This is a genomic window from Clostridium thermarum, from assembly GCF_006351925.1.
GTDB classification, from domain to species: domain Bacteria; phylum Bacillota; class Clostridia; order Clostridiales; family Clostridiaceae; genus Clostridium_AU; species Clostridium_AU thermarum.
On sequence record NZ_CP040924.1, the window covers coordinates 2648419 to 2672435 of the forward strand.

30 protein-coding genes and 2 other annotated features are annotated in these 24017 nt (G+C 35.9%); of the genes, 6 read left to right on the forward strand and 24 right to left on the reverse strand.

The annotated features are described in order from the left end of the window. The first annotated feature begins 164 nt into the window (after nt 1–164). The 4 genes from FHY60_RS11960 to FHY60_RS11970 all read left to right on the forward strand — a co-directional run bounded on the left by FHY60_RS11960 (nt 165) and on the right by FHY60_RS11970 (nt 2476). Nucleotides 165–539, forward strand: coding sequence for a NusG domain II-containing protein (locus tag FHY60_RS11960; RefSeq protein WP_139905267.1), 375 nt, complete (start codon nt 165–167; stop codon nt 537–539). A 72-nt stretch (nt 540–611) separates the two neighbouring features. Beyond that, nucleotides 612–1136, forward strand: coding sequence for a Gx transporter family protein (locus FHY60_RS11965; protein WP_139905268.1), 525 nt, complete (start codon nt 612–614; stop codon nt 1134–1136). Between the two features lie 80 nt (nt 1137–1216). Beyond that, on the forward strand, nt 1217–1387 hold the full coding sequence (locus FHY60_RS17960) for a hypothetical protein (protein ID WP_180375403.1): 171 nt from the start codon (nt 1217–1219) through the stop codon (nt 1385–1387). A gap of 111 nt (nt 1388–1498) precedes the next feature. Then, nucleotides 1499–2476 carry a biotin--[acetyl-CoA-carboxylase] ligase gene (locus FHY60_RS11970; protein ID WP_139905269.1) on the forward strand — a complete coding sequence of 326 codons (978 nt, stop codon included), beginning with the start codon at nt 1499–1501 and terminating at the stop codon, nt 2474–2476. Between the two features lie 226 nt (nt 2477–2702). Here the strand turns inward: FHY60_RS11970 and FHY60_RS11975 are convergent, their stop codons facing one another. The 12 genes from FHY60_RS11975 to FHY60_RS12030 form a co-directional block, all read right to left on the reverse strand. After that, nucleotides 2703–3260 (reverse strand): biotin transporter BioY, encoded by a 558-nt coding sequence (locus FHY60_RS11975; RefSeq protein ID WP_139905270.1) that lies wholly within the window; start codon nt 3258–3260, stop codon nt 2703–2705. 189 nt (nt 3261–3449) lie between these two features. After that, the gene (locus FHY60_RS11980; RefSeq protein ID WP_139905271.1) at nt 3450–3647 is read right to left on the reverse strand and encodes a hypothetical protein; all 198 of its coding nucleotides are present in this window, start codon (nt 3645–3647) and stop codon (nt 3450–3452) included. 17 nt (nt 3648–3664) lie between these two features. Then, complete coding sequence (gene ilvB, locus FHY60_RS11985; protein WP_139905272.1) at nt 3665–5338, reverse strand: biosynthetic-type acetolactate synthase large subunit; 1674 nt, start codon at nt 5336–5338, stop codon at nt 3665–3667. A 62-nt stretch (nt 5339–5400) separates the two neighbouring features. Next, nucleotides 5401–5642, reverse strand: a binding site (T-box leader). Then, nucleotides 5640–6644 carry a ketol-acid reductoisomerase gene (gene ilvC / locus FHY60_RS11990; protein ID WP_139905273.1) on the reverse strand — a complete coding sequence of 335 codons (1005 nt, stop codon included), beginning with the start codon at nt 6642–6644 and terminating at the stop codon, nt 5640–5642. It overlaps the preceding feature by 3 nt. 163 nt (nt 6645–6807) lie before the next feature. After that, nucleotides 6808–7005 (reverse strand) — a binding site (T-box leader). Nucleotides 7006–7214: 209 nt separating this feature from the next. Further along, a complete protein-coding gene (locus tag FHY60_RS11995; protein ID WP_139905274.1) occupies nt 7215–8159 on the reverse strand; it encodes a dipeptidase in 945 nt (314 codons plus the stop codon). A gap of 45 nt (nt 8160–8204) precedes the next feature. After that, nucleotides 8205–8729 (reverse strand): GNAT family N-acetyltransferase, encoded by a 525-nt coding sequence (locus FHY60_RS12000; protein WP_139905275.1) that lies wholly within the window; start codon nt 8727–8729, stop codon nt 8205–8207. A gap of 225 nt (nt 8730–8954) precedes the next feature. After that, on the reverse strand, nt 8955–9566 hold the full coding sequence (locus FHY60_RS12005; RefSeq protein WP_139905276.1) for a 3'-5' exonuclease: 612 nt from the start codon (nt 9564–9566) through the stop codon (nt 8955–8957). Between the two features lie 36 nt (nt 9567–9602). Continuing rightward, nucleotides 9603–10118, reverse strand: a complete 516-nt coding sequence (locus tag FHY60_RS12010) for an ACT domain-containing protein (protein WP_139905277.1) — start codon at nt 10116–10118, stop codon at nt 9603–9605. A 125-nt stretch (nt 10119–10243) separates the two neighbouring features. Beyond that, nucleotides 10244–10648 (reverse strand): HNH endonuclease, encoded by a 405-nt coding sequence (locus FHY60_RS12015; protein ID WP_139905278.1) that lies wholly within the window; start codon nt 10646–10648, stop codon nt 10244–10246. Between the two features lie 122 nt (nt 10649–10770). Continuing rightward, the gene (locus tag FHY60_RS12020; protein WP_139905279.1) at nt 10771–11097 is read right to left on the reverse strand and encodes a hypothetical protein; all 327 of its coding nucleotides are present in this window, start codon (nt 11095–11097) and stop codon (nt 10771–10773) included. A 21-nt stretch (nt 11098–11118) separates the two neighbouring features. After that, nucleotides 11119–12483 carry an MATE family efflux transporter gene (locus tag FHY60_RS12025; protein ID WP_243122144.1) on the reverse strand — a complete coding sequence of 455 codons (1365 nt, stop codon included), beginning with the start codon at nt 12481–12483 and terminating at the stop codon, nt 11119–11121. Between the two features lie 24 nt (nt 12484–12507). After that, a complete protein-coding gene (locus FHY60_RS12030; protein WP_163215733.1) occupies nt 12508–13674 on the reverse strand; it encodes an alanyl-tRNA editing protein in 1167 nt (388 codons plus the stop codon). 171 nt (nt 13675–13845) lie between these two features. On the opposite strand from FHY60_RS12030, the gene FHY60_RS12035 reads away from it, so the two are divergent. Next, nucleotides 13846–15084 (forward strand): MFS transporter, encoded by a 1239-nt coding sequence (locus FHY60_RS12035; RefSeq protein ID WP_139905281.1) that lies wholly within the window; start codon nt 13846–13848, stop codon nt 15082–15084. A gap of 141 nt (nt 15085–15225) precedes the next feature. Here the strand turns inward: FHY60_RS12035 and FHY60_RS18510 are convergent, their stop codons facing one another. Together FHY60_RS18510 and FHY60_RS17965 are read right to left on the reverse strand one after the other, a co-directional pair. Then, nucleotides 15226–15354 (reverse strand): hypothetical protein, encoded by a 129-nt coding sequence (locus FHY60_RS18510; RefSeq protein WP_279230395.1) that lies wholly within the window; start codon nt 15352–15354, stop codon nt 15226–15228. A gap of 12 nt (nt 15355–15366) precedes the next feature. Further along, nucleotides 15367–15504, reverse strand: a complete 138-nt coding sequence (locus FHY60_RS17965) for a CPC_1213 family protein (RefSeq protein WP_203527677.1) — start codon at nt 15502–15504, stop codon at nt 15367–15369. A gap of 114 nt (nt 15505–15618) precedes the next feature. Here FHY60_RS17965 and FHY60_RS17970 point away from each other — a divergent pair, with 114 nt between their 5' ends. Beyond that, a complete protein-coding gene (locus FHY60_RS17970; protein WP_163215732.1) occupies nt 15619–15786 on the forward strand; it encodes a hypothetical protein in 168 nt (55 codons plus the stop codon). A 185-nt stretch (nt 15787–15971) separates the two neighbouring features. Here the strand turns inward: FHY60_RS17970 and FHY60_RS12040 are convergent, their stop codons facing one another. The 10 genes from FHY60_RS12040 to FHY60_RS12085 all read right to left on the reverse strand — a co-directional run bounded on the left by FHY60_RS12040 (nt 15972) and on the right by FHY60_RS12085 (nt 23923). Next, nucleotides 15972–16247: a hypothetical protein gene (locus FHY60_RS12040; protein WP_139905282.1), complete on the reverse strand. Its 276-nt coding sequence runs from the start codon at nt 16245–16247 to the stop codon at nt 15972–15974. Further along, nucleotides 16225–16446: a hypothetical protein gene (locus FHY60_RS12045; RefSeq protein WP_139905283.1), complete on the reverse strand. Its 222-nt coding sequence runs from the start codon at nt 16444–16446 to the stop codon at nt 16225–16227. The genes FHY60_RS12040 and FHY60_RS12045 overlap by 23 nt, the downstream gene beginning before the upstream one ends. A 234-nt stretch (nt 16447–16680) precedes the next feature. After that, nucleotides 16681–16863 (reverse strand): hypothetical protein, encoded by a 183-nt coding sequence (locus FHY60_RS12050; RefSeq protein ID WP_139905284.1) that lies wholly within the window; start codon nt 16861–16863, stop codon nt 16681–16683. 426 nt (nt 16864–17289) lie between these two features. Continuing rightward, complete coding sequence (locus FHY60_RS12055) at nt 17290–17643, reverse strand: hypothetical protein (protein WP_139905285.1); 354 nt, start codon at nt 17641–17643, stop codon at nt 17290–17292. A gap of 143 nt (nt 17644–17786) precedes the next feature. Next, complete coding sequence (locus tag FHY60_RS12060) at nt 17787–18011, reverse strand: hypothetical protein (RefSeq protein ID WP_139905286.1); 225 nt, start codon at nt 18009–18011, stop codon at nt 17787–17789. Nucleotides 18012–18217: 206 nt separating this feature from the next. Further along, a complete protein-coding gene (locus FHY60_RS12065; RefSeq protein WP_139905287.1) occupies nt 18218–18925 on the reverse strand; it encodes a DUF4430 domain-containing protein in 708 nt (235 codons plus the stop codon). A gap of 25 nt (nt 18926–18950) precedes the next feature. Continuing rightward, nucleotides 18951–20729 carry an LPXTG cell wall anchor domain-containing protein gene (locus FHY60_RS12070; protein WP_139905288.1) on the reverse strand — a complete coding sequence of 593 codons (1779 nt, stop codon included), beginning with the start codon at nt 20727–20729 and terminating at the stop codon, nt 18951–18953. A gap of 13 nt (nt 20730–20742) precedes the next feature. Beyond that, on the reverse strand, nt 20743–21447 hold the full coding sequence (locus FHY60_RS12075; RefSeq protein ID WP_139905289.1) for an ECF transporter S component: 705 nt from the start codon (nt 21445–21447) through the stop codon (nt 20743–20745). After that, nucleotides 21447–23057 (reverse strand): ABC transporter ATP-binding protein, encoded by a 1611-nt coding sequence (locus FHY60_RS12080; RefSeq protein ID WP_139905290.1) that lies wholly within the window; start codon nt 23055–23057, stop codon nt 21447–21449. Before FHY60_RS12080 ends, FHY60_RS12075 begins: the two co-directional genes overlap by 1 nt. Next, on the reverse strand, nt 23057–23923 hold the full coding sequence (locus FHY60_RS12085) for an energy-coupling factor transporter transmembrane component T (protein WP_139905291.1): 867 nt from the start codon (nt 23921–23923) through the stop codon (nt 23057–23059). Before FHY60_RS12085 ends, FHY60_RS12080 begins: the two co-directional genes overlap by 1 nt. Between the last annotated feature and the right edge of the window lie 94 nt (nt 23924–24017).

The following is a 24017-nucleotide window of genomic DNA, read 5'->3' on the forward strand; positions in this document are numbered from 1 at the left end:
AAAATATTTTTTATACTTAACTAACTTATTTATTATAATACAAAATTATTTTTTATTCTACTATAAATTTTTCACCCCATATTTTATAGACTTTTTATGTTAATTAAAGTAGAATAGTTATTAAGTTTAAAAGTGCCTTGACGTACCTCACGGGAGGATGAAAGATGAAATTAAAGAAATATGATTACATAATATTCGCAGTTCTTGCATTTATAACGATTTTTTCAATACTGGTTCCTTTCCTCTTTAGAAAGGAATATGATCAAGACTTGGTTGTAATTGAAATAGATGGTAAGGAATACAAATCCTTTCCCTTAGATAAGAATGCTACAATCCCAATCAAGATAGCTGGTAATTATAATCTTATCGAGATCATAGATGGAAAGGTCCATGTTGCAGAGGCTAATTGTCATGATGAGCTTTGTGTAAAGGATGGATATATTAGTAAGCCTGGTCAGATGCTTATTTGTCTGCCACATAAGGTGGTAGTTCAAATCTCAGGAACTGACATTCCGGAAATTGATGAAAGTACCTATTGATAAAGTTTAATGTTCATTTAGATGCTTTTGTAAAATTTAAATTTCAGTTCCCATATCGGAGGGAGTAATCAAATGAAAAAGCTGCAAAAACTTACTTTTATAGCTGTGCTTGTTGCCCAAGCTCTAATACTGTATATAGTAGAAGGCATGATTCCGGTGCCCTTTATTGCGCCTGGTGCCAAGCTCGGTTTGTCAAACATTGTAACCCTGACTTCACTTTTTATATTAGGCTTTAAAGACACCTTTGTTGTACTTATAGTAAGAATACTTCTATCTACCTTTTTCGGAGGTAACTTGTCTAGCTTGATGTACAGCTTAAGCGGTGGAATACTGAGTTTAATAGTGATGCATCTTGTTAAAACCTTTGGTAAAGATGATGTAAGTATCATAGGTATAAGTGTTGCCGGTGCCTTCTTCCATAATGTTGGCCAAGTACTTGCTGCAGCGGCAATTGTCCATAATATAAACCTGGTGGTCTACATACCAATATTGACTATTGCCGGTGTTGGAACAGGTATATTGGTAGGGATCACAAGCAATTATCTGCTAAAAGCCTTAAGCAAGATACCAATATATAAGTACTTTGGAAATTCATAAAATTTGTGTAGTGAATATTTAGACTTGCCTTCGGTTAAATTAAAAGTGTAGATAAAATTTATCTAGCCGGAGGTATGAAAATGGATAATAACAAAAATCTAATGAAAACCGACGAAAAAAGTAAGGCTGAATTACGAAAAATGTTCCCAAGAGACGGTTCAGACATAGGAATAGAAGATGGTGAAAAAATAGGTTCTCATAGTAATGGTAAGAAATTTACTACCCGTTCCAAGCTGTCTCATAATAAATAATATAATTGCCTTTAAACTCCAAGAGTATTAGCTTTTGGAGTTTTTTTATTTTTATGTTATTGTTATAATTAGTGTAGTCTTTTAATAATAATAACTTGAAAGGATAGAGTTATGAAAACTAAAGTATTAAATTTACTATCAGAAAACAGCTATGTTTCAGGAGAAAGCATCAGTGAAGCTTTGGGCATCAGCCGTGCTGCTGTTTGGAAATACATAAATATATTAAAAAAGGAAGGTTACATCATAGAGTCTTCAACAAATAAGGGCTATATAGTCTTAGGCCGTCCCGATGTCTTAACCTCTGTGGAGGTTAGCCCATTTATTAGAACCGAGTTTGTTGGCAAAAACATAGTTCATTTTAATACTATAAGTTCCACAAATACAAAGGCAAAGGAATTGGCTGCAGATAACTGCCCTAATGGCACCGTTATTATAAGCGAAGAGCAGACCTCAGGTAGAGGCCGACTGGGACGTCAGTGGGTGTCCCCTAAATGCAAGGGAATTTGGATGTCTATAATATTAAGACCGGATATCCCCCCAATGGAAGCTTATAAGGTTACAATAATAGCGGCAGCTGCTGTACACGGAGCACTTGCAGAAAACGGAGCAGACTCTCTTATTAAATGGCCAAATGATATTATTATGAACGGAAAAAAAGTCTGCGGTATTCTAACAGAAATGAATGCAGAGTTAAGTAAGATCCACTACCTTGTGATAGGTATTGGTATAAATGTAAATACTGAAGATACAGAAATTCCTGAGGACTTAAAGGATAAAGCTTCTTCGCTAAAGCTTGAGACTAATAGACATTTTGATAGAAAGTTGCTTTTAGGTTCGATTCTAAACCATTTTGAACCCTTGTACAAGGAATTTACAAGCACAGGGTCCATAGAAACTTCTATTGCTGTATGTAGAGACCATTCTGCAGTTTTAAATCGCGAGGTTATACTCTTAGAAGGAAATAAAAGTAGCACTGTAAAAGTTGTAGATATAAACAATAACGGTCATCTGCTTATACAAGAGGGTGATGCTGTTAGAGAGATTTTGTCCGGGGAAGTATCCCTTAGGGCAAAAGAGGGGTATATTTAACAGAAGTTAGAGGTTATAAGTTGGATATTAGAGACAGATGTTTTTCCATAGCTGTTGGAAAAACAAGAATTTCGAAAAAATAAAATTAACACGGAATTTAAGGAGGACACTGATGTTTTTTATTTATACTTTTCAGCATTCTCAGTATCCTCTGTTTTTTCCGTGTTTTATTTACTTTGTGATATATTTTCTTCCATTGTATAATACCCATGTATTAACCTGCTATTTATTTGCTAGCCAACTTCAAAACCGGAATTATCTTTGCCCCCAATATAGCTGCCACTATACATTTTAAAATATCTCCCGGAAGAAACACAAGAAAACCGGTCTTTGTAAGGCCTAGAATATTTACGCTTTTATCTAGGACCTTACTCATTATAAAATATAAATATGGCACACCTATAAGGTAGTCCACTAGCACTCCTGCCATACTGCAGATAAATAGAACTGAGATAGTCTTCCTGCTAAACTTTTCGCTGATGTATCCAATGACAAAGGCTGCAGGAACAAAGCCTATAAGATAGCCAAAGGAAGGTTGAAGAAAATATCCTATGCCCCCACCTTGGGTAAAAATAGGAAATCCTGCTAGTCCAATCAATATATATAAGACTTGGGCTAGAGCTCCATAATACTTACCTAAAAGTACCGCTCCAAGTGCAACAAAGAAAATTTGCAGTGTGATATCCGGAAGAAAGGCTCCAAAGGGAATCTTAATAAAGGCACCTACAGCTGTTAATGCCGTAAACATTGAAGTGAGTATCATCATTTTTAAGTTGAGTTTCATACTTGCCCCCCATTCTGTGCTATGTAATACAACTATTATTATATAATATGGCCACCATATTGTAAACCTTATTTTATATACAGGTTTACAATATGGTTTTTAACTCAATAAAAAATCACAGATACCTCTAACTAAAGGTACCTGTGATTATAAGATTTACAAAACACCTATTCTATTTCGATTTTAGATTCAGAAGGTCATAAACATAATATTATATTCACTGCAATCGCAGGGTAAATCCAAAACTTCTGCCCCATTCACAGATCTTTGGTTTATCTTCTCCTGCTTTAAATAGTCATAGAATAATCGTCCATTGCCTTCCTCTTCATTTGAATGTAAATCTGATAATAAATTTTCAACAAATAAATAGTCCCCTTTTTTTACCATGCAAACCTCTCCTTCTTTTATTGTCCATTGATTATTTCATGAATTGGTGCCCCCGGAGCAACCATTGGTAATACTTTATTCTCCTCATTTATAATGCAGTTAACTATTATGGGCTCATTTAAACTTAGTGCATAGCTTAAAGCTTCTTCTACCTGTTCTTCCTTCTCTACCCTAATTCCCTTTATTCCATAGGCCTCACCAAGCTTTACAAAGTCCACATCTTCTCCTAGCTGTGTAAAGGAAAGTCTGCCATTACAAAACATCTCCTGCCACTGTCTCACCATACCTAAGGCATGATTATTAAATACCAGCTGTATAACCGGACAATTATATCTTGCTAGGGTAACAAGTTCAGTACTGTTCATTTTGAAACTTCCATCACCAGCTACATTCACTACCTTCTTCCCAGTCTTTCCGAAGCAGGCTCCTATGGCAGCGCCTAGGCCGTAGCCCATGGTACCTAAGCCACCGGAAGAAATAAAGCTTCTGGGCTCTGTATAGGTAAAGTATTGAGCAGCCCACATTTGATTTTGTCCTACTTCTGTTGTGATGATGACCTTTCCCTCAGATAGCTCAAACAGTTTGTTTAGTATATATTGAGGACTTAGTCCCTTGTGATTGTACTTCAGGGGATATTCTTCTTTCCAGCGGTTAATCCTTTCATTCCACTCTGATAAAGACTTTTCTCTGACAGAACCGCATAACTGGGGCAATACTTCTCTTAAGTCCCCTATTATTGGTGCATCCACCCTGACATTCTTCCCTATCTCATCGGCATCGATATCTACATGAATAATCTTAGCTTCCGGTGCAAAGGTATCTATATGGCTAGCTACCCTATCGCTAAATCTTGCCCCTAGTGCTATAAGCAAGTCACAATGAGTTACACCATAGTTTGAACTGTGGCTCCCATGCATTCCAACCATCCCGGTAAAGAGCGGATGATTATATGGGAAGCTTCCAATCCCCATCAAGGATGTGGTTACCGGTGCTTTTATTTTTTCAGCAAACTCTACTAACTTATCACTTACTCCGGCTATAATTACCCCTCCACCGGCATAGATCATTGGTCTTTTACTTTCATTTATAAGCTTAACTGCCTCAACTAAGGATGTTTCATCAAATATTTTCACATCCGCAGCGCAACCTGCCATACTCTTCAGCCTATCCTCAGGAACGTATTCCATAGTACAAAGCTGCACATCCTTCGGAATGTCTATTAGGACTGGCCCCGGTCTGCCTTCCTTTGCAATGTAGAAAGCTTCTTTAATGATTTCTGGAATTTCCTCAATATTTTTAACCTGATAATTTTTCTTTGTAATCGACGAAGTTATACTTGTGATATTCACCTCTTGGAAGGAATCCCTTCCAAGTAGCGATCTTGCTACTTGTCCAGTGATTACTACCATGGGGATGGAATCACTGAAAGCCGTTGCAATGCCTGTAACAGTATTTGTAGCACCTGGACCTGAGGTAGCGAACACAACCCCCACTTTTCCTGTAGTTCTTGCATATCCATCTGCCGCATGAGAAGCCCCCTGCTCATGGGCGGTTATTACATGCACAATTTCTTTCTCATCATATAGTGCATCGTACAGTGGAATTACTGCCCCCCCCGGATAACCAAATACAGTATCAACTCCCTGTTCCCTTAGACATTGTAAAATTAATTGTGCACCCTTCAATTTCAATATAGATCACCCCAAATTATATATTTAATGCCCCCTTATAAGACAAAAACCTCCGCCCATAATTTAGGGACGAAGGTTTTCTTCGTGGTACCACCCTAGTTCTCCATTACTATATAGAAATGGACTCCTTGAGAGATGACCTATTAGTCATCGCCACTGTATCGGGTGGACCGTATATACCTACTTACTTTCAGCATATAAGCTCCGGAACGATATTCAACAGCTACTTAAGCACCGGCTCTCAGCTTTTCCCGGCTCTCTGTGGCTTAACTGTAACAGTCTACTCTTCCATCACTGCCTGCTATTCAACTTTATTTTTATTTATCCAAGGCATCATCGTTCTCAATTGTTTACCCACCTTTTCAACCTGATGCTCACTTTCTATTCTTCTCATAGAGTTGAAGTATGGTCTGCCCACTTGATTTTCAAGCAGCCAGTTCTTTGCAAAGGTTCCATTTTGAATTTCTGTTAAGACCTTTTTCATTTCCTTCTTAGTTTCTTCTGTAATTATTCTGCTGCCGGTTATGTAATCCCCATACTCAGCAGTATCGCTAATGGAATATCTCATCAAGCTTAAACCGCCTTGGTTTATAAGGTCAACAATGAGCTTCATTTCATGCATGCATTCAAAATATGCACTTTCAGGCTGATAGCCCGCCTCAACTAAGGTTTCGAAACCAGCCTTCATCAATGCGGCAACACCACCGCAAAGTACTGCCTGTTCTCCGAAAAGGTCAGTTTCAGTTTCTTCTTTAAAGGTTGTTACCAAAACTCCTGCTCTACTGCCGCCTATCCCCTTTGCATATGCTAAGGCATAGTCAGTAGCCTTTCCTGTATAATCCTGGTGTACTGCTATTAAACAAGGTACTCCGCCCCCCTCAACATACTGACTTCTTACTGTATGCCCAGGACCCTTTGGCGCTACCATAAATACGTCGACAAAGGCCGGCGGCTTTATCTGTCCATAGTGTATGTTAAAGCCGTGTGCAAATACTAAGGCCTTACCTTCTGTAAGATATGGTTCAATTTCTTCCTTGTATAGCTTTGCCTGCTTTTCATCGGGAATAAGTATCATAATAAGGTCAGAAGTTAGTACTGCATTTGCAACAGTAGTAACCTTTAGTCCTGCCTTTTCCGCTCTTTCCCAAGACTTGCTTCCTTCATAAAGTGCCACAGTTACATCTACTCCACTTTCCTGAAGGTTAAGAGCATGAGCATGTCCCTGACTACCGTAGCCAACGATAGCAACCTTCTTATCTTTTAATAATTCCAAATTAGCATCTTGATCATAATATAATTTTGCCATTTTTTAGCCCCCCTTAATATTTTTATACGTATTAAAGTATATTTATGGTTTATGTCCCCCAAGACGTATATAAATATACTAAATATTCTGTTTTCTCAACTTGTGTTTCACCTGTTTTTACCTTAGCATACACATTTTTATGTAAAATAAAAGGACAGTCTTCGCTTGGGGCGAAAACTATCCGCGGTGCCACCCAAATTTTTACTCAATAACTAACGGCTGACGCCGGCAAAGCTTACTACTTTAGTTCAGCCTGCAACTCCAAGGTGATATTCAGAATATATCCCTCTGTGGGCTTTCACCTTCCCCCACTCTCTGTAAGAGTTCAAGTATTCTTACTCGTCCTTATCATAGTCTTTCAAAAATTTGCATTTAGATTGAATTTATAATTAATTTACCACTTATATACTTCCCTGTCAATAGTTTATGCAAAAATATCAATATTATTGAAAATTTATGTGTTTAATCATAACAATTATTATATATTTATAGTCATTTTCATATCAATATGATATGTTGTATTCACTTTTTTTAACAATATATCTGAGCACCCTAAAGAAGAACTTATATTTATTCATTTTTCATAACTTCTTTAATAACCCTAAGTGCGTTCTTATAAAATATCTTATCCGCTTCATCTTCACTGAAGCCATTTTTGATTAAGCTATTATATAATACATCCATTTTTGAGCAATCTTCAAATTCCACAGGAGTTGAGATACCGTCGAAGTCACTGCCTAAAGCTAAGACATCAATTCCCCCAATCTTATAAATATGCTTTACATGCTTCACCATATCTTCCACCGTGGCAATGTTATACTCTCCTAAAAAACCTGAGAAGAAGTTCAAGCCTGTTAGTCCTCCTCTATCTGCCAAAATTTTTATCATATCATCAGTAAGATTTCTCGGATTGTTTGTTATAGACCTGGCATTTGAGTGGGAAGCAATAAATGGAGCCCTGCTTCTTGCAGCCACATCGTAAAAACCTCTGTCGGAGAGATGGGACACGTCAATAATAATCCCCATTTCATTCATGGCATCTATAAGCTGAAGTCCAAAATCAGTTAAGCCTTCATTGCTGTATTTCCATAAATAATTTGGATATCCTATTTCATTGGGATAGTTCCAAGTTAAGGTTATCAATCTTACCCCCAGTTCATAAAAGCCCTTTAGGTTTTCTAGGTCACCCTGTATTACCGCGCCTTCCTCTATAGTCAATACACTGGAGATCAGCCCCTTATTCTCATTTTCCAAAATATCAGAGTAACTGAATGCCTGCTTTACGCTGTCACTGTTTTTTAGCATCTCTTTCTTAAATATTCTTACTAGCTCCAAAGCCCAAGCCTGAATATCAGGATGATCATTTCTATCTACAAATAGGGCAAAAAACTGCGCAAGATAGTTACTTTTCTTCAGCTTGTTTATATCTACAGAAAATATATTTTCTTTTAGCTCACTACCTTCTACTTCCGCTAATTTATCTAAGGTATCACAGTGCAAATCTATAATTTTCATTTCATTCTCCTGAGACAATTCTTCTTTTGTTATATTATTATAGCATTAAACTGCAAAAGTGCCATAGGAGGAGTTCTCCGAATAACAATTTTCATTATATTCTTTACACAGCAGTGCTCTTATATACCCTCTGTCCTTTGTGGTTGAATCTATATAAAAACCTCTCCCATAATAAAATCTAACTAGAGAAAGTATTTTAGATGCAGTATGAAGGTAAATTCTGCTTACTCCAAGTTCTCTCATGACATCATCTACATAATCCAGCAGGCTTGCTCCAATTCCATGATTTTGATAATTTACAGCTACACCAAATCGACTTAGATAAGCTGTGTTATCCTCCCTTATTTCTATTCTTACACTGCCTACTATTACCCCATCAAGCTCTGCCACAAAACAATGCTTTGTTTCTATATCAACTTCTATGTCTTCAACACTTTCGGTAAGGGCTGCTGTGGAGCCAGGTATACCAGCACATGCTACATAGGCTTCAAAGGCCTCCCTTGTTATTTTCTGTATGCTGGGTACATCTGCTAAAACAGCTTTTCTTATTGCTAACACTCCCCCGCTCATTACAAATTCGCCCCCATTACATTTTATAATAACTTTATTCAAAATCTTTTATATTTATAAATATTATATGCATAATTATACAACAGTTACATATTAACTTCAACCTGTTTCCATAATTTATTTTCTATTTTTTAATTAATTATCACATAAAAAATATGACACCGCAGGTGAAAGCCCAGTGTCATATTTTTTATTTCACAAATGCATTTTTATACAATAGTCTTATTATTTAAGAGTTTGATTTGAAAAGTAATTCCTTGGAATGTGGCCTTTTTTAATACCTTCTGTTACGGCAAGATAGGTAGCAGTAGTATCAAATCTTGCATCATGATATTTGCCGCTGCCCCCAAAAAGCTTCATACTGCATTCAGTAATCTTATCATCTGTAATATCTAAGAATTTTACCAATTCAGCCAGCTTTGGATTCTTTCTCTCTCCCCTTGAGTTTATGCACTTACAGATTTCTTTATAATAGTTCATAGTACAGAATACTCTCTTAGGGGTAAACTCTTCACCACAGCCCTCTAATTCATGTATCAAAAATTCAATATCAAAATTCACATTATGACCTATTAAAAAATCTGCAGTACTAAATTCCTCATAGAGCTTTTCATAATAATCCTCAAAATATAAGCCTCCACTTAGCTCATATAGGTCCTCCATACTGAAGCCATGGATTTCTTCAGCACCGGGGTCCATATAATCTACCGTGAAAAAGATATTTTCTCCTCTTACACTTTGTGGCTTTACAGAGGTATCTACTACTATATAACTTAACTGGCATATACTTCCCGGTCTAAGCCCTGTGGTTTCTGTATCAAAAAAAATCAATTTCATTAGTCTGTCCTTCTTCCTTTCTATATGCAGCCCTGGTCATTCTACTGCTATTAAATCAACCTTTATTATATTATTTAAGCCGCTTAATATATCAATCAGTTCCTTTATTTCAATTTTTAACTCAGACATGTCCAAAGTAATATTTATATAAGCCGCACCATTTATTGGAATATCCTGATTTATGGTATATATGTTACCACCTTGCTTAGCTATATTGTCCAATATATTCGAAAGAGTTCCAGGCTTGTCTATAATAACAATTGATATAGTGGCCTTCTGGCCTTTCATACCCTCTTTCAAAGCAAATACATGATCTCTATACTTATAAAAGGTACTTCTGCTGATTCCTACTACCCGTACCGCTTCCGTTACGTCCTTAAACCTATTGGTTCTTAGTAGTTCCTTAACCTCCACTACCTTTTCATAAACATCAGGTAAAACTTCGGAATTTATAACTAAGTACTTACTCACATGTCCACCCCCAATGTAAATATAATAACATAAATTATAGTGTAAGCAAATATTAATTAATCTCTGTAGAGGAACGGACATCTAATTCGGAAAAAATCCAGGTGTCCTCCCCCTCCAAGTGTGGACCTGGATTCCGGGTTTAACTTTTAACCAAAACTAAAACAGAAGCCTCTCCAAAGAGCTGCTTCTGTTTATATAAAGTCTAATTATGCCAAATTAAATACCGGCATGAAATCATAATAGTGCTCCAGCATTACCTCATCATAGATCATCTTACCCATAAGTTCATAGATAACATCTGCTTTTTTATAACCTTCCTTGTGCAGTTTATGATTTATCATCAGCTTCTTTAAAGCCCTTGGCTTTATTTCAAGCAGATGGCTCAGCTTCTCAATGGTATAATACTCCTTTGGAAGAAGTTTCTCTAATTTGTTTTGAAGCTCAAGCTTGTACTTTAAATCAACCTCACTGCACTTATGTGGACCCTTACTGCCTCTATGATGTTCAGGACACAGGTGCTTAATATTCAGAGGATAGTCTATTCCACCTTGACACCTATGAACGATATGATGCTTATCTGCACTTTTTCCACAAATCTCACACCTTAACAATGAATCTCCTCCTGATTCTTATATTATCTAGTTTAATTATAGCATAAAAATCCTCTTTTGATTATATGGAAATCCAGTAGTAATTGCTTTAAATTGTAAATTTTAAAGCAATTAGTCTCATTTTATCTATTTCTTGCGTTCTTGGTTACACTGATGTCCATAATTTCAGTCTGAAAGGCCTTTAGCAGTGCCTTTTCCAGCACCATTTCCTTGTCAAAGTTAGCAACGTCCTTGCATACTGCAAAAACTTTGTTTTCTTCACCATAAAGGTTTCTATAAGTAAGAGTTACGTTAGGTTTGTCATATTCAACCTTTACAATTTTTATAGCCCAGGATATAGTTGCAATATCGTCGTTTACAACCAGTTTAGTATGGTCCTTCAAAAATTCTTTTTCCTCGTCCGGATTATTTACTATTATCAGTTCATCTCCCACTTTGTACTTACTCATATTAGCACCTCCATAATAATATTATTGTGGCTCAACGGTTAAATTATTAATCCACTTTTTTGACAACACTCTTGGTATACCAAAGGCCAGCTTAAAGACTTCCTCCAAGGACACCATTGCGTATACCCAATATATAGGAAGTTTAAAGACAAAAGCACCCAGTAAAGCCATAGGAATTCCTACAAACCATACTCCACCTGCATCTATAAATAATGAAAAGAATGTGTCCCCTCCGCTTCTTAATATTCCTATTATAATAGTAAAGTTTAATACTCTTGCCCAAAGAATGCAAGAGAATACTATTAAATTTAATCTTGCAAATTCCGTAACTTGAGGAGAAGCATTAATCAATCTAAGGGCTAAAGGAGCAGTTAAGGCAACAAAGAATCCCATTACTATTGCTAAAATACCTCCAATGATTAGAAATCTTTTTGCATAGTCTACAACAATCTTGCTATCTCCTTGGCCAATCTTATTTCCAATCATAATTGCACAGGCATTTCCTAATCCCATAAATATAACCCAGGTTATTCTTTCTATGGTGCCGGCAATATTTGTGGAAGCTACTGCAGAAGTTCCCATTCTTGCATAAACTACCGAGTAAATAGTTACACCTAACGCCCAAATAGATTCATTTAGAATTACTGGAATAATAACCTTGAAAAATTCAAATAGATACTTTCTGTCAAAGGCCAGCATTTCCTTTATAGAAGCTGCCACCACCATCTTTTGACGATAAACCATATATAGTAAAAATACCATTTCAAATATTCTGGCAATCACAGTAGCTAAAGCTGCACCTTCTACTCCCATTGCAGGAGCTCCAAGCTTACCCTTAATGAATATGTAATTTAAAAGTGTATTTGTACTAAGTGCCACCATACTTACAACCATAGGAACTTTTACGTTTCCTGTACTTCTCAATACTAAGGAATATGAGAAGGTTACGGCTGTTACAATATAACTAAAGGCTACAATACTTAGATATTTTGATCCTAATTCCACCACTGCGGCATCCGGGGAAAATAATCCCAATATTTGCTCTGGAAAAAGAAGTCCGCCTAAGGTAAAAATAGATGAGGCAATTACCCCGCAAATTAGACTTATGCCTAATACCTTTCTTATGCTTTTAATGTCCCTGTTTCCCCAGTATTGGGCGGTGAATATTGCAGAACCACTGGATATTCCAAACAATAATAAATTCAGCAGAAAGAAATATTGGTTTGCCAGGCCTACTGAGGCAATGGCAGTATCTCCTAGTCCTCCTATCATTGTCACATCTATAAGGTTCAGTGATGATAAAATAAGGTTCTGTAATATAATTGGCACTGCAATTTTCGACATTGTCTTAAAAAACTTTCTATCTCCAATTAAATCTCTAATCAATAATAACTCCCCCAATACTCATGTCTATCCTAATTGTTTGATCAATTCCTCTGCAAAGTTTCTTAAATCCGCTTCCGACGCAAAGCTGCCTTGGGCTCTGTCTGCCTTTCCGCCGCCTCTGCCGTTAAATTCCTTAATCTTTTCTTTGAAGAACTGCCCAATATTTAAGTGATAACCTCCACCGGCAGAAACAATTACTTGCCCCTGTCTTGCTGAACCTAGTATTATAAATTGCTTTGTCTCAGAAAGCTGCTCTGTCAGCATTTGAAGCTCTTCCATCTCTTTATCATCATAAATATAATAGATAATATTGTTCCTTGAAAGATCTTTTAACTCCCGCACTTCATAACTGCAGCACTTCTTCTTGTAATCGCTCAATTTTCTTCCTAATTCCCTCATATGCTCTTGGTCATTATTTATTTTATTTATAAGTTCTCCTTCTCCTGTAGAAAAGTTCCTTGCTAAAGTAGTTACTATGTCTTGCTTAGCCCTAAAATCATCAAAGGCCCTCTTTCCACATTTAAAGTATACTCTGGTAAGACCCTTATATTTTTCTGACTTTATTATTTTTATAATTCCAATCTCTCCTGTATTCTTTACATGAGTTCCACAGCAGGCGCAGGCATCTACTTTTTCTATTTGTACTACTCTCACTTCCTCTTCACTTTCAATATTCTTTCTAAGCTTAATATTTTTGCTTTCCTCCGGAGTCACCATAAAAGTATGTACTGGTAAATTTTCATATATGTATCCGTTAGCCATATCTTCAATTTTTGTTATTTCCTCTGCAGATATTTCCGGCATACTAATATCTATACTAATGTAGTCATCCCCTAAATGGAAGCTTGAGGACATAGTTCCAAAGCATTTATTAAAACAAGCTGCTAAAATATGTTCTCCAGAATGCTGCTGCATGTGGTCAAATCTTTTATCATAGTCTATAATACAGTGTACTTCCTCACTCTGGGGTACTTTATCAACTACATGATAAACCTTGCCTTCTCTTTCATAAACATGACTTACCCTTGCCTCACCAATGTACCCGGTATCCGACGGCTGCCCGCCGCCTTCCGGATAGAAGGGTGTCTTATCCAAAACCACAGTGTACGTATCTTTATATTCACCGACTTCTATAATTCTCGAGTAACTTTCCTTTATATAAACATCTTCATAATATAACCGTTCAGTCACAATGCCACGTCCTTTCCACATTTTAATAACTATTATACATTTTAATGCTAAAAGTATCCATGTATTTTACGATAAAGATATCAATTGACGGCATACTTTTATAGCAGTATAATTTTTAGGACATACCATAATATATGAAAAGGCATTTTTAGACAATGCAGGGTGAGAGTAATGATAAACAGATTACAGGCAGCTTTTAAGAAAAATATTATAATAGATAATAATTTGAAATTCTATATACTGAACGGGATATTGTTTACCTTTATGGCCACTTTTTCCCGTTCCTACGGCGTTAAGTTTTTATATAGACTGGGGGGCAATGAGTTTCATGTGTCTCTTTTCAATGCACTGCCGGGATTCGTTGCGTTATTCAGTACAATACCGGGATTATTGTGGATTAATCATAGTAATAACAAAAGAAGGACTATAGGAAACTTTTTTATTTGGAGCAGATTCATAATTCTTAGCTTTGTCATTATTACTTTTTTACCCGCTGATACTCAACCGATGGCTTTTGTATTAGTATATGGACTTATGAACTTTCCGGACTCCATATCTGTTACGGCATTGCAGAGTTATTCCGGTGATATTTTTCGTCCTAAGCACAGAACAAAAGCAATATCACTAAGAAACAAGTTTTCTACGCTTGCTCAGCTTATAGCCTTTCTGATTCTTGGTCAGATTCTTGGTAACAAGTATCTGGATAATAGTATTGTTATTTTCAGATATAAAATCTTTTTTATAATTGCTTTCCTTATCGGAATTGTTGAAATTTTTACCTTTTACAAGCTCAGAGAAGTAAATAGTACAGTGGTAAAAACAAATATCAATCTAAAAGAAACGTTGAGAAAGGCCATCGCTAACAAAAATTATATAATATTCCTGCTTTGCTCCTCTGCCTTCCACTTTTCCTGGCAGATGGGATGGCCTTTGTTCAATATATACCAGATTGACGTACTGGGAGCTGACGAAAAGTGGCTGATGGTTATAAATATAGCCTCCAGCTTGGTAATGTTTTTTAGCTATAATTACTGGAGTAAGCTAATCACTAAGCGGGGAAATAACTTTGCTATATTTATAGCTACTATTGGTATGGCATTGACACCGATGCTATTTACATTATGTTACAACCTGACACTTATGACTTTAATGCAGATAGTTTCCGGCTTTTTTACTGCAGGCACTACTACTGCAATTCTAACTTCCCTTTTGGAAGCTTCACCGGATGAAGATAGAATTATATATGTAGGAATACATGCTACCTGTACAAATATAACCTTGTCCATATCTCCTTTGGTAAGCAACCTTGTTTTAAACAATGTTGGTATAATTAATGCACTTATAATTACCGGACTACTTAGATTCATAGCCAGTACGACATTTATCTTGAGGCGGAAGATGGTCAGGTGATAGCGCAAAAATGGCTATTACACAAAAATATCAAGCATTTTAATTGTCAATTGTCCATTGTCAACTGTCAATTACTCTACGCCGCATTTTCCTTTTAATGTGCAATAGCCTTTATACTTTACTTTACAAAAATATATATCCCTATTCTCTCGTTCCTCTAATTACTCCTTTAGACTTTTGTTTTTCAATTTCTTCATCATGTACAACCTCTGGTCTTCTGCTTTTGTTATCCATTGGTTTATCTTCTTTTATACTCTTTCTATGTGTCATAACCTGCCCTCCTTATTGTAAATCCTTAGCCTTTGGTTCATTAAAAGTTGCTCTGGCACTTTCAGCCTGAGGATCATGTTTTTTATTTACCTTTTTAAATCGTCCATCTTCTTTTTTATTATTATTATCAGATTTCATTTTATTTTGCATACTGGTCATCCTAACAACTCCTTTCAATTATAGGTTACCCAGCATAAAAATAAATATTTCTTTATATAATTATCTTCTTTGCTTTGGGTAAAATAAATTTAGGAGGTGGATTAAATGACTTATAGAAGCATGGAAAAAACTAATCCGGATAAGATGAAGGATATTGATCAAAAAAATCCTGAAAATAATGATACCCAATCAATTTTATCAAATCAGTATAATCAGAGTGCCTCAGAATATGCTGGCCAAAACAATCACAAAGAAAGAGAGCCCGGAATGTAAGAAAACACCTCGCTCTCCAAATTATAGATCACGTCAATTACAGAGTGAGGTCTTTTGCTATGAGCTTTAAGTAATTATGACAAAAATAAAAAAAGTGGCTTTCGCCACGCCCCCTTTGGGGAATAATTTATATAAAACGTTTCCACTTTAGGAGCATATGCGTCAGCATACTCCTAAAACTTTTTTTAAAACTCGTAAGTTATTCCGTGTACACCCTCGTATTTTGCGGGTCTCATTATTCCTCCGCAAGACTCACAGCTAAATGTTGGTGGCTCATTAATATCTCCATCATCAACTATATCAAAATATTGTACAATATTTTCAGGAATAAGTTCCTCAGTTCCACAGTTTGTACATATATACAAGATTCCATCGTTAACTTTATTTTGCTTTTTCTCTTTTCGCTTTACTGCTTTTAACTTGGCCCTTTGTTTATCTTTAACCGTTTTTTTCTTTGCCATTGTACTTCCTCCCTTGTTCAAATACAGGTTCTATTCTATTTTTTGAAATCGCTTTTACTGATGCATATGTATTTATTATAATATCAATATTTTTCTCAACTTCATTTTCAATCTTCCTCAACAACATATCTCTGACACTTCCATACTTAGTATATACTATATCTTTAAACCTTACCACATGATGTACAAAATCTGCCAAATTTCACTAACATTATTTGGGTAATGAAATACTATTCCAATATCATAATCCATAACAAGTGTTACATATACCTTTATAACCAACTTTTTATTATTTTGTTTCCTCTTACTTTTAAGACTAGTAAGCACTTATGGTGATAACCTGGTGTGATACATACAATTTCGCCCCTTAGCTTGGCCTCCATGTTATTCTTTTGATTTTCTAAATTTCTGCCCCTCCAGTATTCGTTTGACTTTATTCTGAATTATTGGCTTTATTGCTTTTTCTCAAAAAACTTACACCTAGGGTAAAGTTTAGTGCACCTGAGACTAAAAATAGTATCGATATAAAGTATTCAATCTTAAATAAGTAAATTATACTTGTTAGTATAAAACCAGCACCAGCAAAAATAAATAGTACCCATATTCTCCACTTCAATGAAATGCCTCCTCCAATTAATTAGAATTTATGATTTTTCTAAACTACTTATACTTATTATAACTCATCATAAACATAATACCAATTGCATTAATTATTTTTTATATTTTCTCAACTTCATATTACGGTATATTCTACAACTCCTATATACTGCTCATCTATTATCTATTTCTGAAAAGTCCATTTCAAACTTCACCTGTATCGTTCTTACTATTAGTTGCCTTTCTATTTAAATTTATTCAAAAAATTAATAGGTACATTATTAATACCTTATTACACCTACAGCAGGAAGTACAGAGGTATCATTTCTTTGGTCGGACTTAACTATAAAACTGGATAGTTACACTTCAAGGATAAATAGTAAGGTTTCTAAGTATTTCTAGAATTCTTAAAGCTATTTTGGAGATTATATTCAAACTCATCCAATCATGCAGTACTTGCTTCTGCAAATCCCCATGAAGCAACCGTAGTACCAGCGAAGGGCAGTTCTGCATCTTGTTCAAAGGTTATATCAATAGCTTCAACTTCCAAGTCTTCTTTCTTCTTTCCTTTTCGTTCTTTGGCTTCTGGGATTATTGTATTTCCTGCTAAATTGGTGAATAACTTCTTTTCAGTCCCTATTGCCTCTTTTGACTCTTCTTGTGTGGTCCCTTGTACAGCTTTTTCATGGTAATTAGGTGTTACCGGTAATGCTTCACATACAATTATCCTTTCTTCATTATTTAAATCTTCCACCATTACGCCATTAAACAATTCCTCTAACGGGTATTGTCTACTCACACAAATTTCATATAGCTGCTTCAAAAACACCTTATCTTTTACATCTTTAAGTTCCTTATTGATAGAATCTATAGTTTTCTTATTTGCCTTAAAATTATGTTTAAACTAATTTACTATCCTTATTTCCTTTGTGGTCTTTGATATCACAAGCTTTCCGTGGCCTTCAAAGGTCTTAGATGCTTTTCTATTACATCAGTAGCTAGTCCAGTCTCCAGCGCCGCCAATTTTAAACTAAACTTATATATGCCGCAGAGGGATGTCATTGTGTTAGTAATCACATACATGTAAAAATACCTCTCCTCCGGTTTTAATTCTAGAACAAACTCATTCTGCCAAAACTTTTCTTGGATTTGTTTATTTATACTCATTTTAATTCCCCCTAAAAATTTCACTATCTAATACTAAACATGCAGTTATGTAAGAAATTATCGGGTAGATAAAAATATTTTTCAAAAAGAAAACTATACGCATTTTAAAATTGCGTATAGTTCTAAAAATATACTCCATATTCTTGAAAAACACTTTTTCTTACCCTTAGGTGGCAAACAAAACGTCACGCTGCCACCCTCAGAACTTATTTTTCATACAAGGCATCTTTCCAATACTTCCAAGCTATTATGTCCGTCTCCTTTGGCACATAATCCTTTGGACCAATAGTGGCTTTTTTGCCGTTAATATAAAATATCCAGCCGCAGGAAGCCCAATCGGCTTTTCCTGCTTTGTCCGGCATGGTAGGGTAATCAAAAAGATTATCTATCATTGCTACGTAACCGGTGGACTTTATATGTTTTTTAATTTTTGCAACTTCTAAGGTTTCTACAGTATACTCATATACTGACCTTTTGTTATCGTATTTTATGTTACCATTATATATTGTTTTGTTAGTGGTAGTATCTAATATAATAAAATTTGGCTTTTCATCAACGGGCTCCGGCCCCTTAGTTTCGTCAGGCTTTTTTGCGTCTTCCTTTGGTGGTAGAGTGGTATTACTTTTCTCCTGCGGCTCTTTTTCGGAAGTGTTCTTTGTACTATCTTTAGGTGCCTCAGTTGTAGGAGTTATTATCTCCTCTTTTTCTTCTGGCTTTACTTCCTCTTTAGGCTTCTGCTCCAGGTTCTTTTCGTTATTTTCCACCTTAGCCATATCAATGCTTTCGATATTCTGAGTTTCCGTATTGTCAGCGGTTAACTTTTCAACAGTATTTTTCTGCAATCCTTTGCTGAGAAAAAACAAAACTGAACATATAAGCAGCATTCCCAGAATTAAGACACTCTTTTTTTTCAATATATCACTCTTTTCCAAATCACTTCTATTTACTATTATTTAATGTTGAATTTATCTTGCCTCGGTTTACTATAATAGCACCCATTGCAATTAGTAAGATTCCCAAGAAAATTAGTACTTCGCTGTCTATTGGTGAACCTGTTTGAGGTAATGTGGGTTTAGCTTCTCCAGGTGCTTCAAATTTATATGCTGGTAATTCCTTAGCTTTTATATCACTGGCATAAAAGTCGTATTTACCTGTACTTTTATACTGCTGCAAGGTGTAAAGTGCTCTTAGTGCTTGTTCTGTGGCTATATAATTATTGCCGCCGGTTAATTCATGTTTATATTGTCCTTCGGTTCCTTTGAAGGATATAAGTGCAGAAACTAAATCTCCTTCTGCCTTTGTGAACTTTTCACCCTCAGGATTTTCTCCTACCGCTGCAAGTCCTATGATAGCAAAGCTTTGACTTTCACTGAAAATACCAAAGTTATCAGCTAAATATCCCTTTTCGTTCTGAAGCCTTGAAAGGCTGGCAACAGCCTTAGATACCGCTTCTTTTACAGAGGGATAATTGTCATTATTATAAGGTGCCAAGGCACTGAGTACTAGACCTGTTATGTCAGGATTAATAGAATCTCCGCTAAAAGCCCAGCCTGTGTTTCCATCTTTTACTATAACCTTTTGCAGTATGTGGTTTATAAATTTTTCTTTTGATAACTTATACTCTTCTTGAACATTTGCGTAATTATATACAATCAAGGCAAAGGCTGCGTCATTCACCAAGAAGTTCTCTATCTCTCTGTTTAGAAGCTCAGCCACAAGATCTTTTCCTGCAAAATTATAAGGTGTATAGCCAAGAGCAGTGAGGTTCAATATAAGTTTTTCTAAGTCAGTATTTGAGTAATACTCAATACCGTCATTTAATATAGTCTCTGCATTTTCTTTGATGAAGGCCTCTCCAGCTTTTAAGCCAAACTTTTGCAGGGTTATAGCCGCCCATGGATCCTCAGAATTGTCTTTAATATAGTCCCTTACATAAGCAAACTCACTATCTATATCCTTTATAACCGTAGGAATCTCCTCTTCAATAGGCTGTTCTTCCTGAGGTTTTCCACTGTCAGCTTGAAAATCTATCACTATACTGTTATCAGCCACTATTAGCGGGACCTTATCTGCCTGAAAGTCACTAACTTCCAAAATATGACTTCCATAGGTTAAACCTTGAGGTATGGTAACGGAGTTTCCTGTAACACTATATTCTGTTCCATCAATTTTAACTTTGCTTAGGCCATTTATGGCATTTACCACCGGCTTACCTGTTTGCCAGTCTAAATAGGTATTGCTTAAAGAAATTGTAACTTCCTTACCTTCTTCTGTGGTTGAGCAAACAATATGATTTACAATAGCAGTGTTAAAATCTCCATAATACAATATAAGCTTATCTCCGCTTTCCAAGCTAAAGCCATCGATACCAGTCATAATATCTACATATGCTCCCTTACGGTTTACCGTATACAGCCAGCCGTCACTTCCATTAAAGTATTTTTCCTTTACTTCACCAATTTCGCTTATGTATTGTCCCCCCCAAGAGGCTGATTTCATTGTAAGGTTAATACCTTTGTCCTCTAAAACCTCCTTTAAGGCTTCCAGGGCGTTGCTCTTTGTTGATATTCCTTCTGTAATTATTTTGTCGTAGCTGTTTACTACTACCTTTACAGAAAAACTCCCCTCTTCAGCCTTAGCTATTGCCTCATATCCAAATAATAGTTGGGTTACTGTGAAGACAAAAGCCAATATGAAATTTGAAATTTTACTTTTCATTATTCCATCTCCTTTATTCTTTTATATAAGTTATGATCACTCTCTTTTTAAATCTATATAAGACCTTGTACAGATTTTCAAAGAGAATAATTGCAAATACAAAGTTTCCGCCGGCATGAATGATATCAAAGGTTAAACCAGTGATATATGCTGCCAAAATCTTTTCAAGGGTTAATGGACGTATAAACCCAAGCACATGCCATAAGTTCATTATCCAGTCAAAGATAAAACCGTAAAAAAAGCACAGCATTGCAAAGCCTTCAGAAGACATCTTCTTGTTTTTATGGGAGTTTTTAATACCAATGGTACCTGAGATAAAGCCTATCAGCCCCCAAGCAAACATCTGCCAAGGAGTCCAAGGTCCCTGTCCCAGAAATATATTTGATATAAAGGCTGTTGTAGTTCCCACTAAAAAGCCTTCATAGGGACCAAATACATAGCCTGACAGGGCCACAAAAAAAGTTGTGGGCTGGACATTAGGTAGAGCTGCAAATGGCACTCTGGCTGCACCTCCAAAGGCACTCAGGGTTCCTATTATTGCAATTTCCTTTGTTCCCATATTGCTTTTTTCAAAATACAGGTAGCTAAAGGACAATATAAGTAGTACAGCAAATATTATCATTAGACTATAATCTCTCATTCTGCTGCCATATATAAATCCCAAACCCATAAGTACAAGCATCAGCAGAATACTTACTAGCATGATAAACTTTCTCATTACTCCTTCATCTCCACATACTGATTTGCTATGAACATATTTGCAGCCTTATCCCTGAACAACCTGTTCAAGCTTGTAGTAAAGTAAATTCCTTCCCCCATAACCTCTTGATGGTTTCCTCTAGCTGCTATTCTACCGTTAAAAAGCAATAAAAATTCTCTGCAGAATTTTGCTGCAAATTCCATGTCATGAGTGACCAGCAAGATGGTCGTACCATTTTGGTTCAAGCTGTCTAAAAGCTCCCCTAACTTCACCTTTGCACTATAGTCAAGTCCTCTGGTGGGCTCATCCAATACAAGAATCTTTGGTTTTGTTACCAGTATAGAAGCAATAGCCAACCGCTGTTTTTCTCCTCCACTGAGCTCTCTGGGGTTTTTATTCTTTAGATGGATTATGTCAAGCCTCTCCAGTATTTCATCAATAGCTGAATAATCTTTAATCTCATAATTATTCAAAGTAAATTTGAGCTCTTCATAGACAGTGTCTTGGGATATATAATCATTTGGATTTTGAGAAACATAGCCTATTATCTTTGAAATTTCCTTTAATCTAAGCTTTTTAACTTCCTTGTGAAAAAGCTTAAGACTACCCTCATAAGGGCTCAAGCCCATAATAGTTCTTAGTAAAGTGCTCTTACCGGCACCATTTGAGCCCATTATCCCCAAGAAATCTCCGGTCTTTATGGTTAAGTTTATTTTTTTCAATGCCTGTATATTGCCGTAGCTGCAGCTTAAATTTCTTATATTTATGCATTCTTCGGTATTACCTTGTTCTTTATACTCTAGGGGTTTTATTACAAATTCTTTAGCTGCAATTAATTTCCTCATGGCTCTAAAATTCTCCGGAGCCTTTTTAAGCTCCATTCGCTTAGCCAGTTTCAGATATTCAGGAAAGAATTCCTCCTGTGTCTGCTCATACATTTCCTCTTTACTCCCCATGAATTTTACTGCCCCATCATCCATAATTACAACCCTGTCTGCAATTTCAAACCATTTATCAATTCTCTGCTCAATTACGATGATGGTTACCCCCAGTTCCTCATTTATCTTTTTCACCAGTGAAATTACTTCCTCTGCGGCAGATGGGTCCAGCTGAGAGGTTGGTTCGTCTAAAATTATGCATTCAGGCAGGTAGGCAATGGCGGAGGTTATAGCAACCCGCTGCTTTTGCCCACCGGATAGAGTTATAATATCTCTTTGAGCAAGATCAGTAATGTTGGAAAACTGCATAGCTTCCCAAACCCTTCTCTCTATTGTCCCTTCTGCCACTGCCACATTCTCAAGTCCAAAGGCTATTTCTCTGTGAACCCTATTCATCATTAACTGTCTTTCCGGATCTTGAAAGACCATGGTAATCTCTTTAGCCCGTTCCATCTGCGGCATATCTGCTAATGCTTTCCCCTTTACCAGCACCTCCCCCTTAATTTTTCCTCCATAAAATTGAGGTACCGCTCCAGTTATAGCCTTGCCCATGGTAGACTTTCCGGACCCGGACTTTCCCATTACAAAAAGGATTTCTCCTCTTTCGATTTTCAGGTTTATATTATTAAGACTTTTGGTTTCCTCACCGGGGTACCAATAGTCTAAATTTCTAAGTTCTATGTAAGTCATTATTTAATCTCCTTACTATTCCAGTTTAAACTAAAGGTAAATATAAATGCGGTGACAATAAAGCATATTATAAAAACACCGAAATTTATTATTTCTCCAAAACTAAAATTATTATAAATATCAAAGTTGTCCACGCCCTTAAGTTTTACAATGGTAAAGGTGACTATAAGCATTAAAATATGAAAACTCAAAATAAAATCTTTTTTCCCAAATCTCTGTCTTTCATATACCGTCCTCTTTCCACTTAAGAAACCTCTTACATAGGCTGCTTCCCCAATATCAAAAGCTCCCTCCATAGAGGATTCCAATAGAATTGCCAATATAGGGTTATAGCTCTTGATCTGTTCCTTCAGGCTTTTTTTATCGTAATTAACTCCCCGGAGGCTGTATACTTCCTTTAAGCTGGCTGTTCGTTTTTTCATGGTTGGAAAAAGTTTAAAAGAAACCATCAACAGTAAAGTAGCTTTAGGCAATTTGCTTGAAAAATAAGATACTGCAGCGTCATTATCCACAATTATTTCTATGATGGAAAAAACATGAAGGATTAAAAGAAGCTTAAAGGAAAATACCAGTGCATAGATTAAAGCTTCTAAGGTAAAACTTCTGTTATTAATGTTAAATAGCACAATACTTCCATTGCTATTGAATACAAAATTTATAATTATAGAGACAAGGGCAAAGGGCAAAAAGTACTTCAGTCCTGCTTTAAATTTTGTCCTATTAGCTGTTTCATAAAAAATTCCAACACAAAATATGAAAACACTTAATAAAATCAGTGGATTATCTGTAGCAAATATTATAAAAATCATTAAAAGTATAAAGCAAAGAGCAGTTAACACATGTATATCCTTAGAATAATTATTCATAGTTCCCCCTAATAAAATCCAATAGCTTTTTAGTTAAGCATTTTAATGTAATCAATAAAAAAACCGTGCCAAAGGGCACGGTAAATAAACCTGT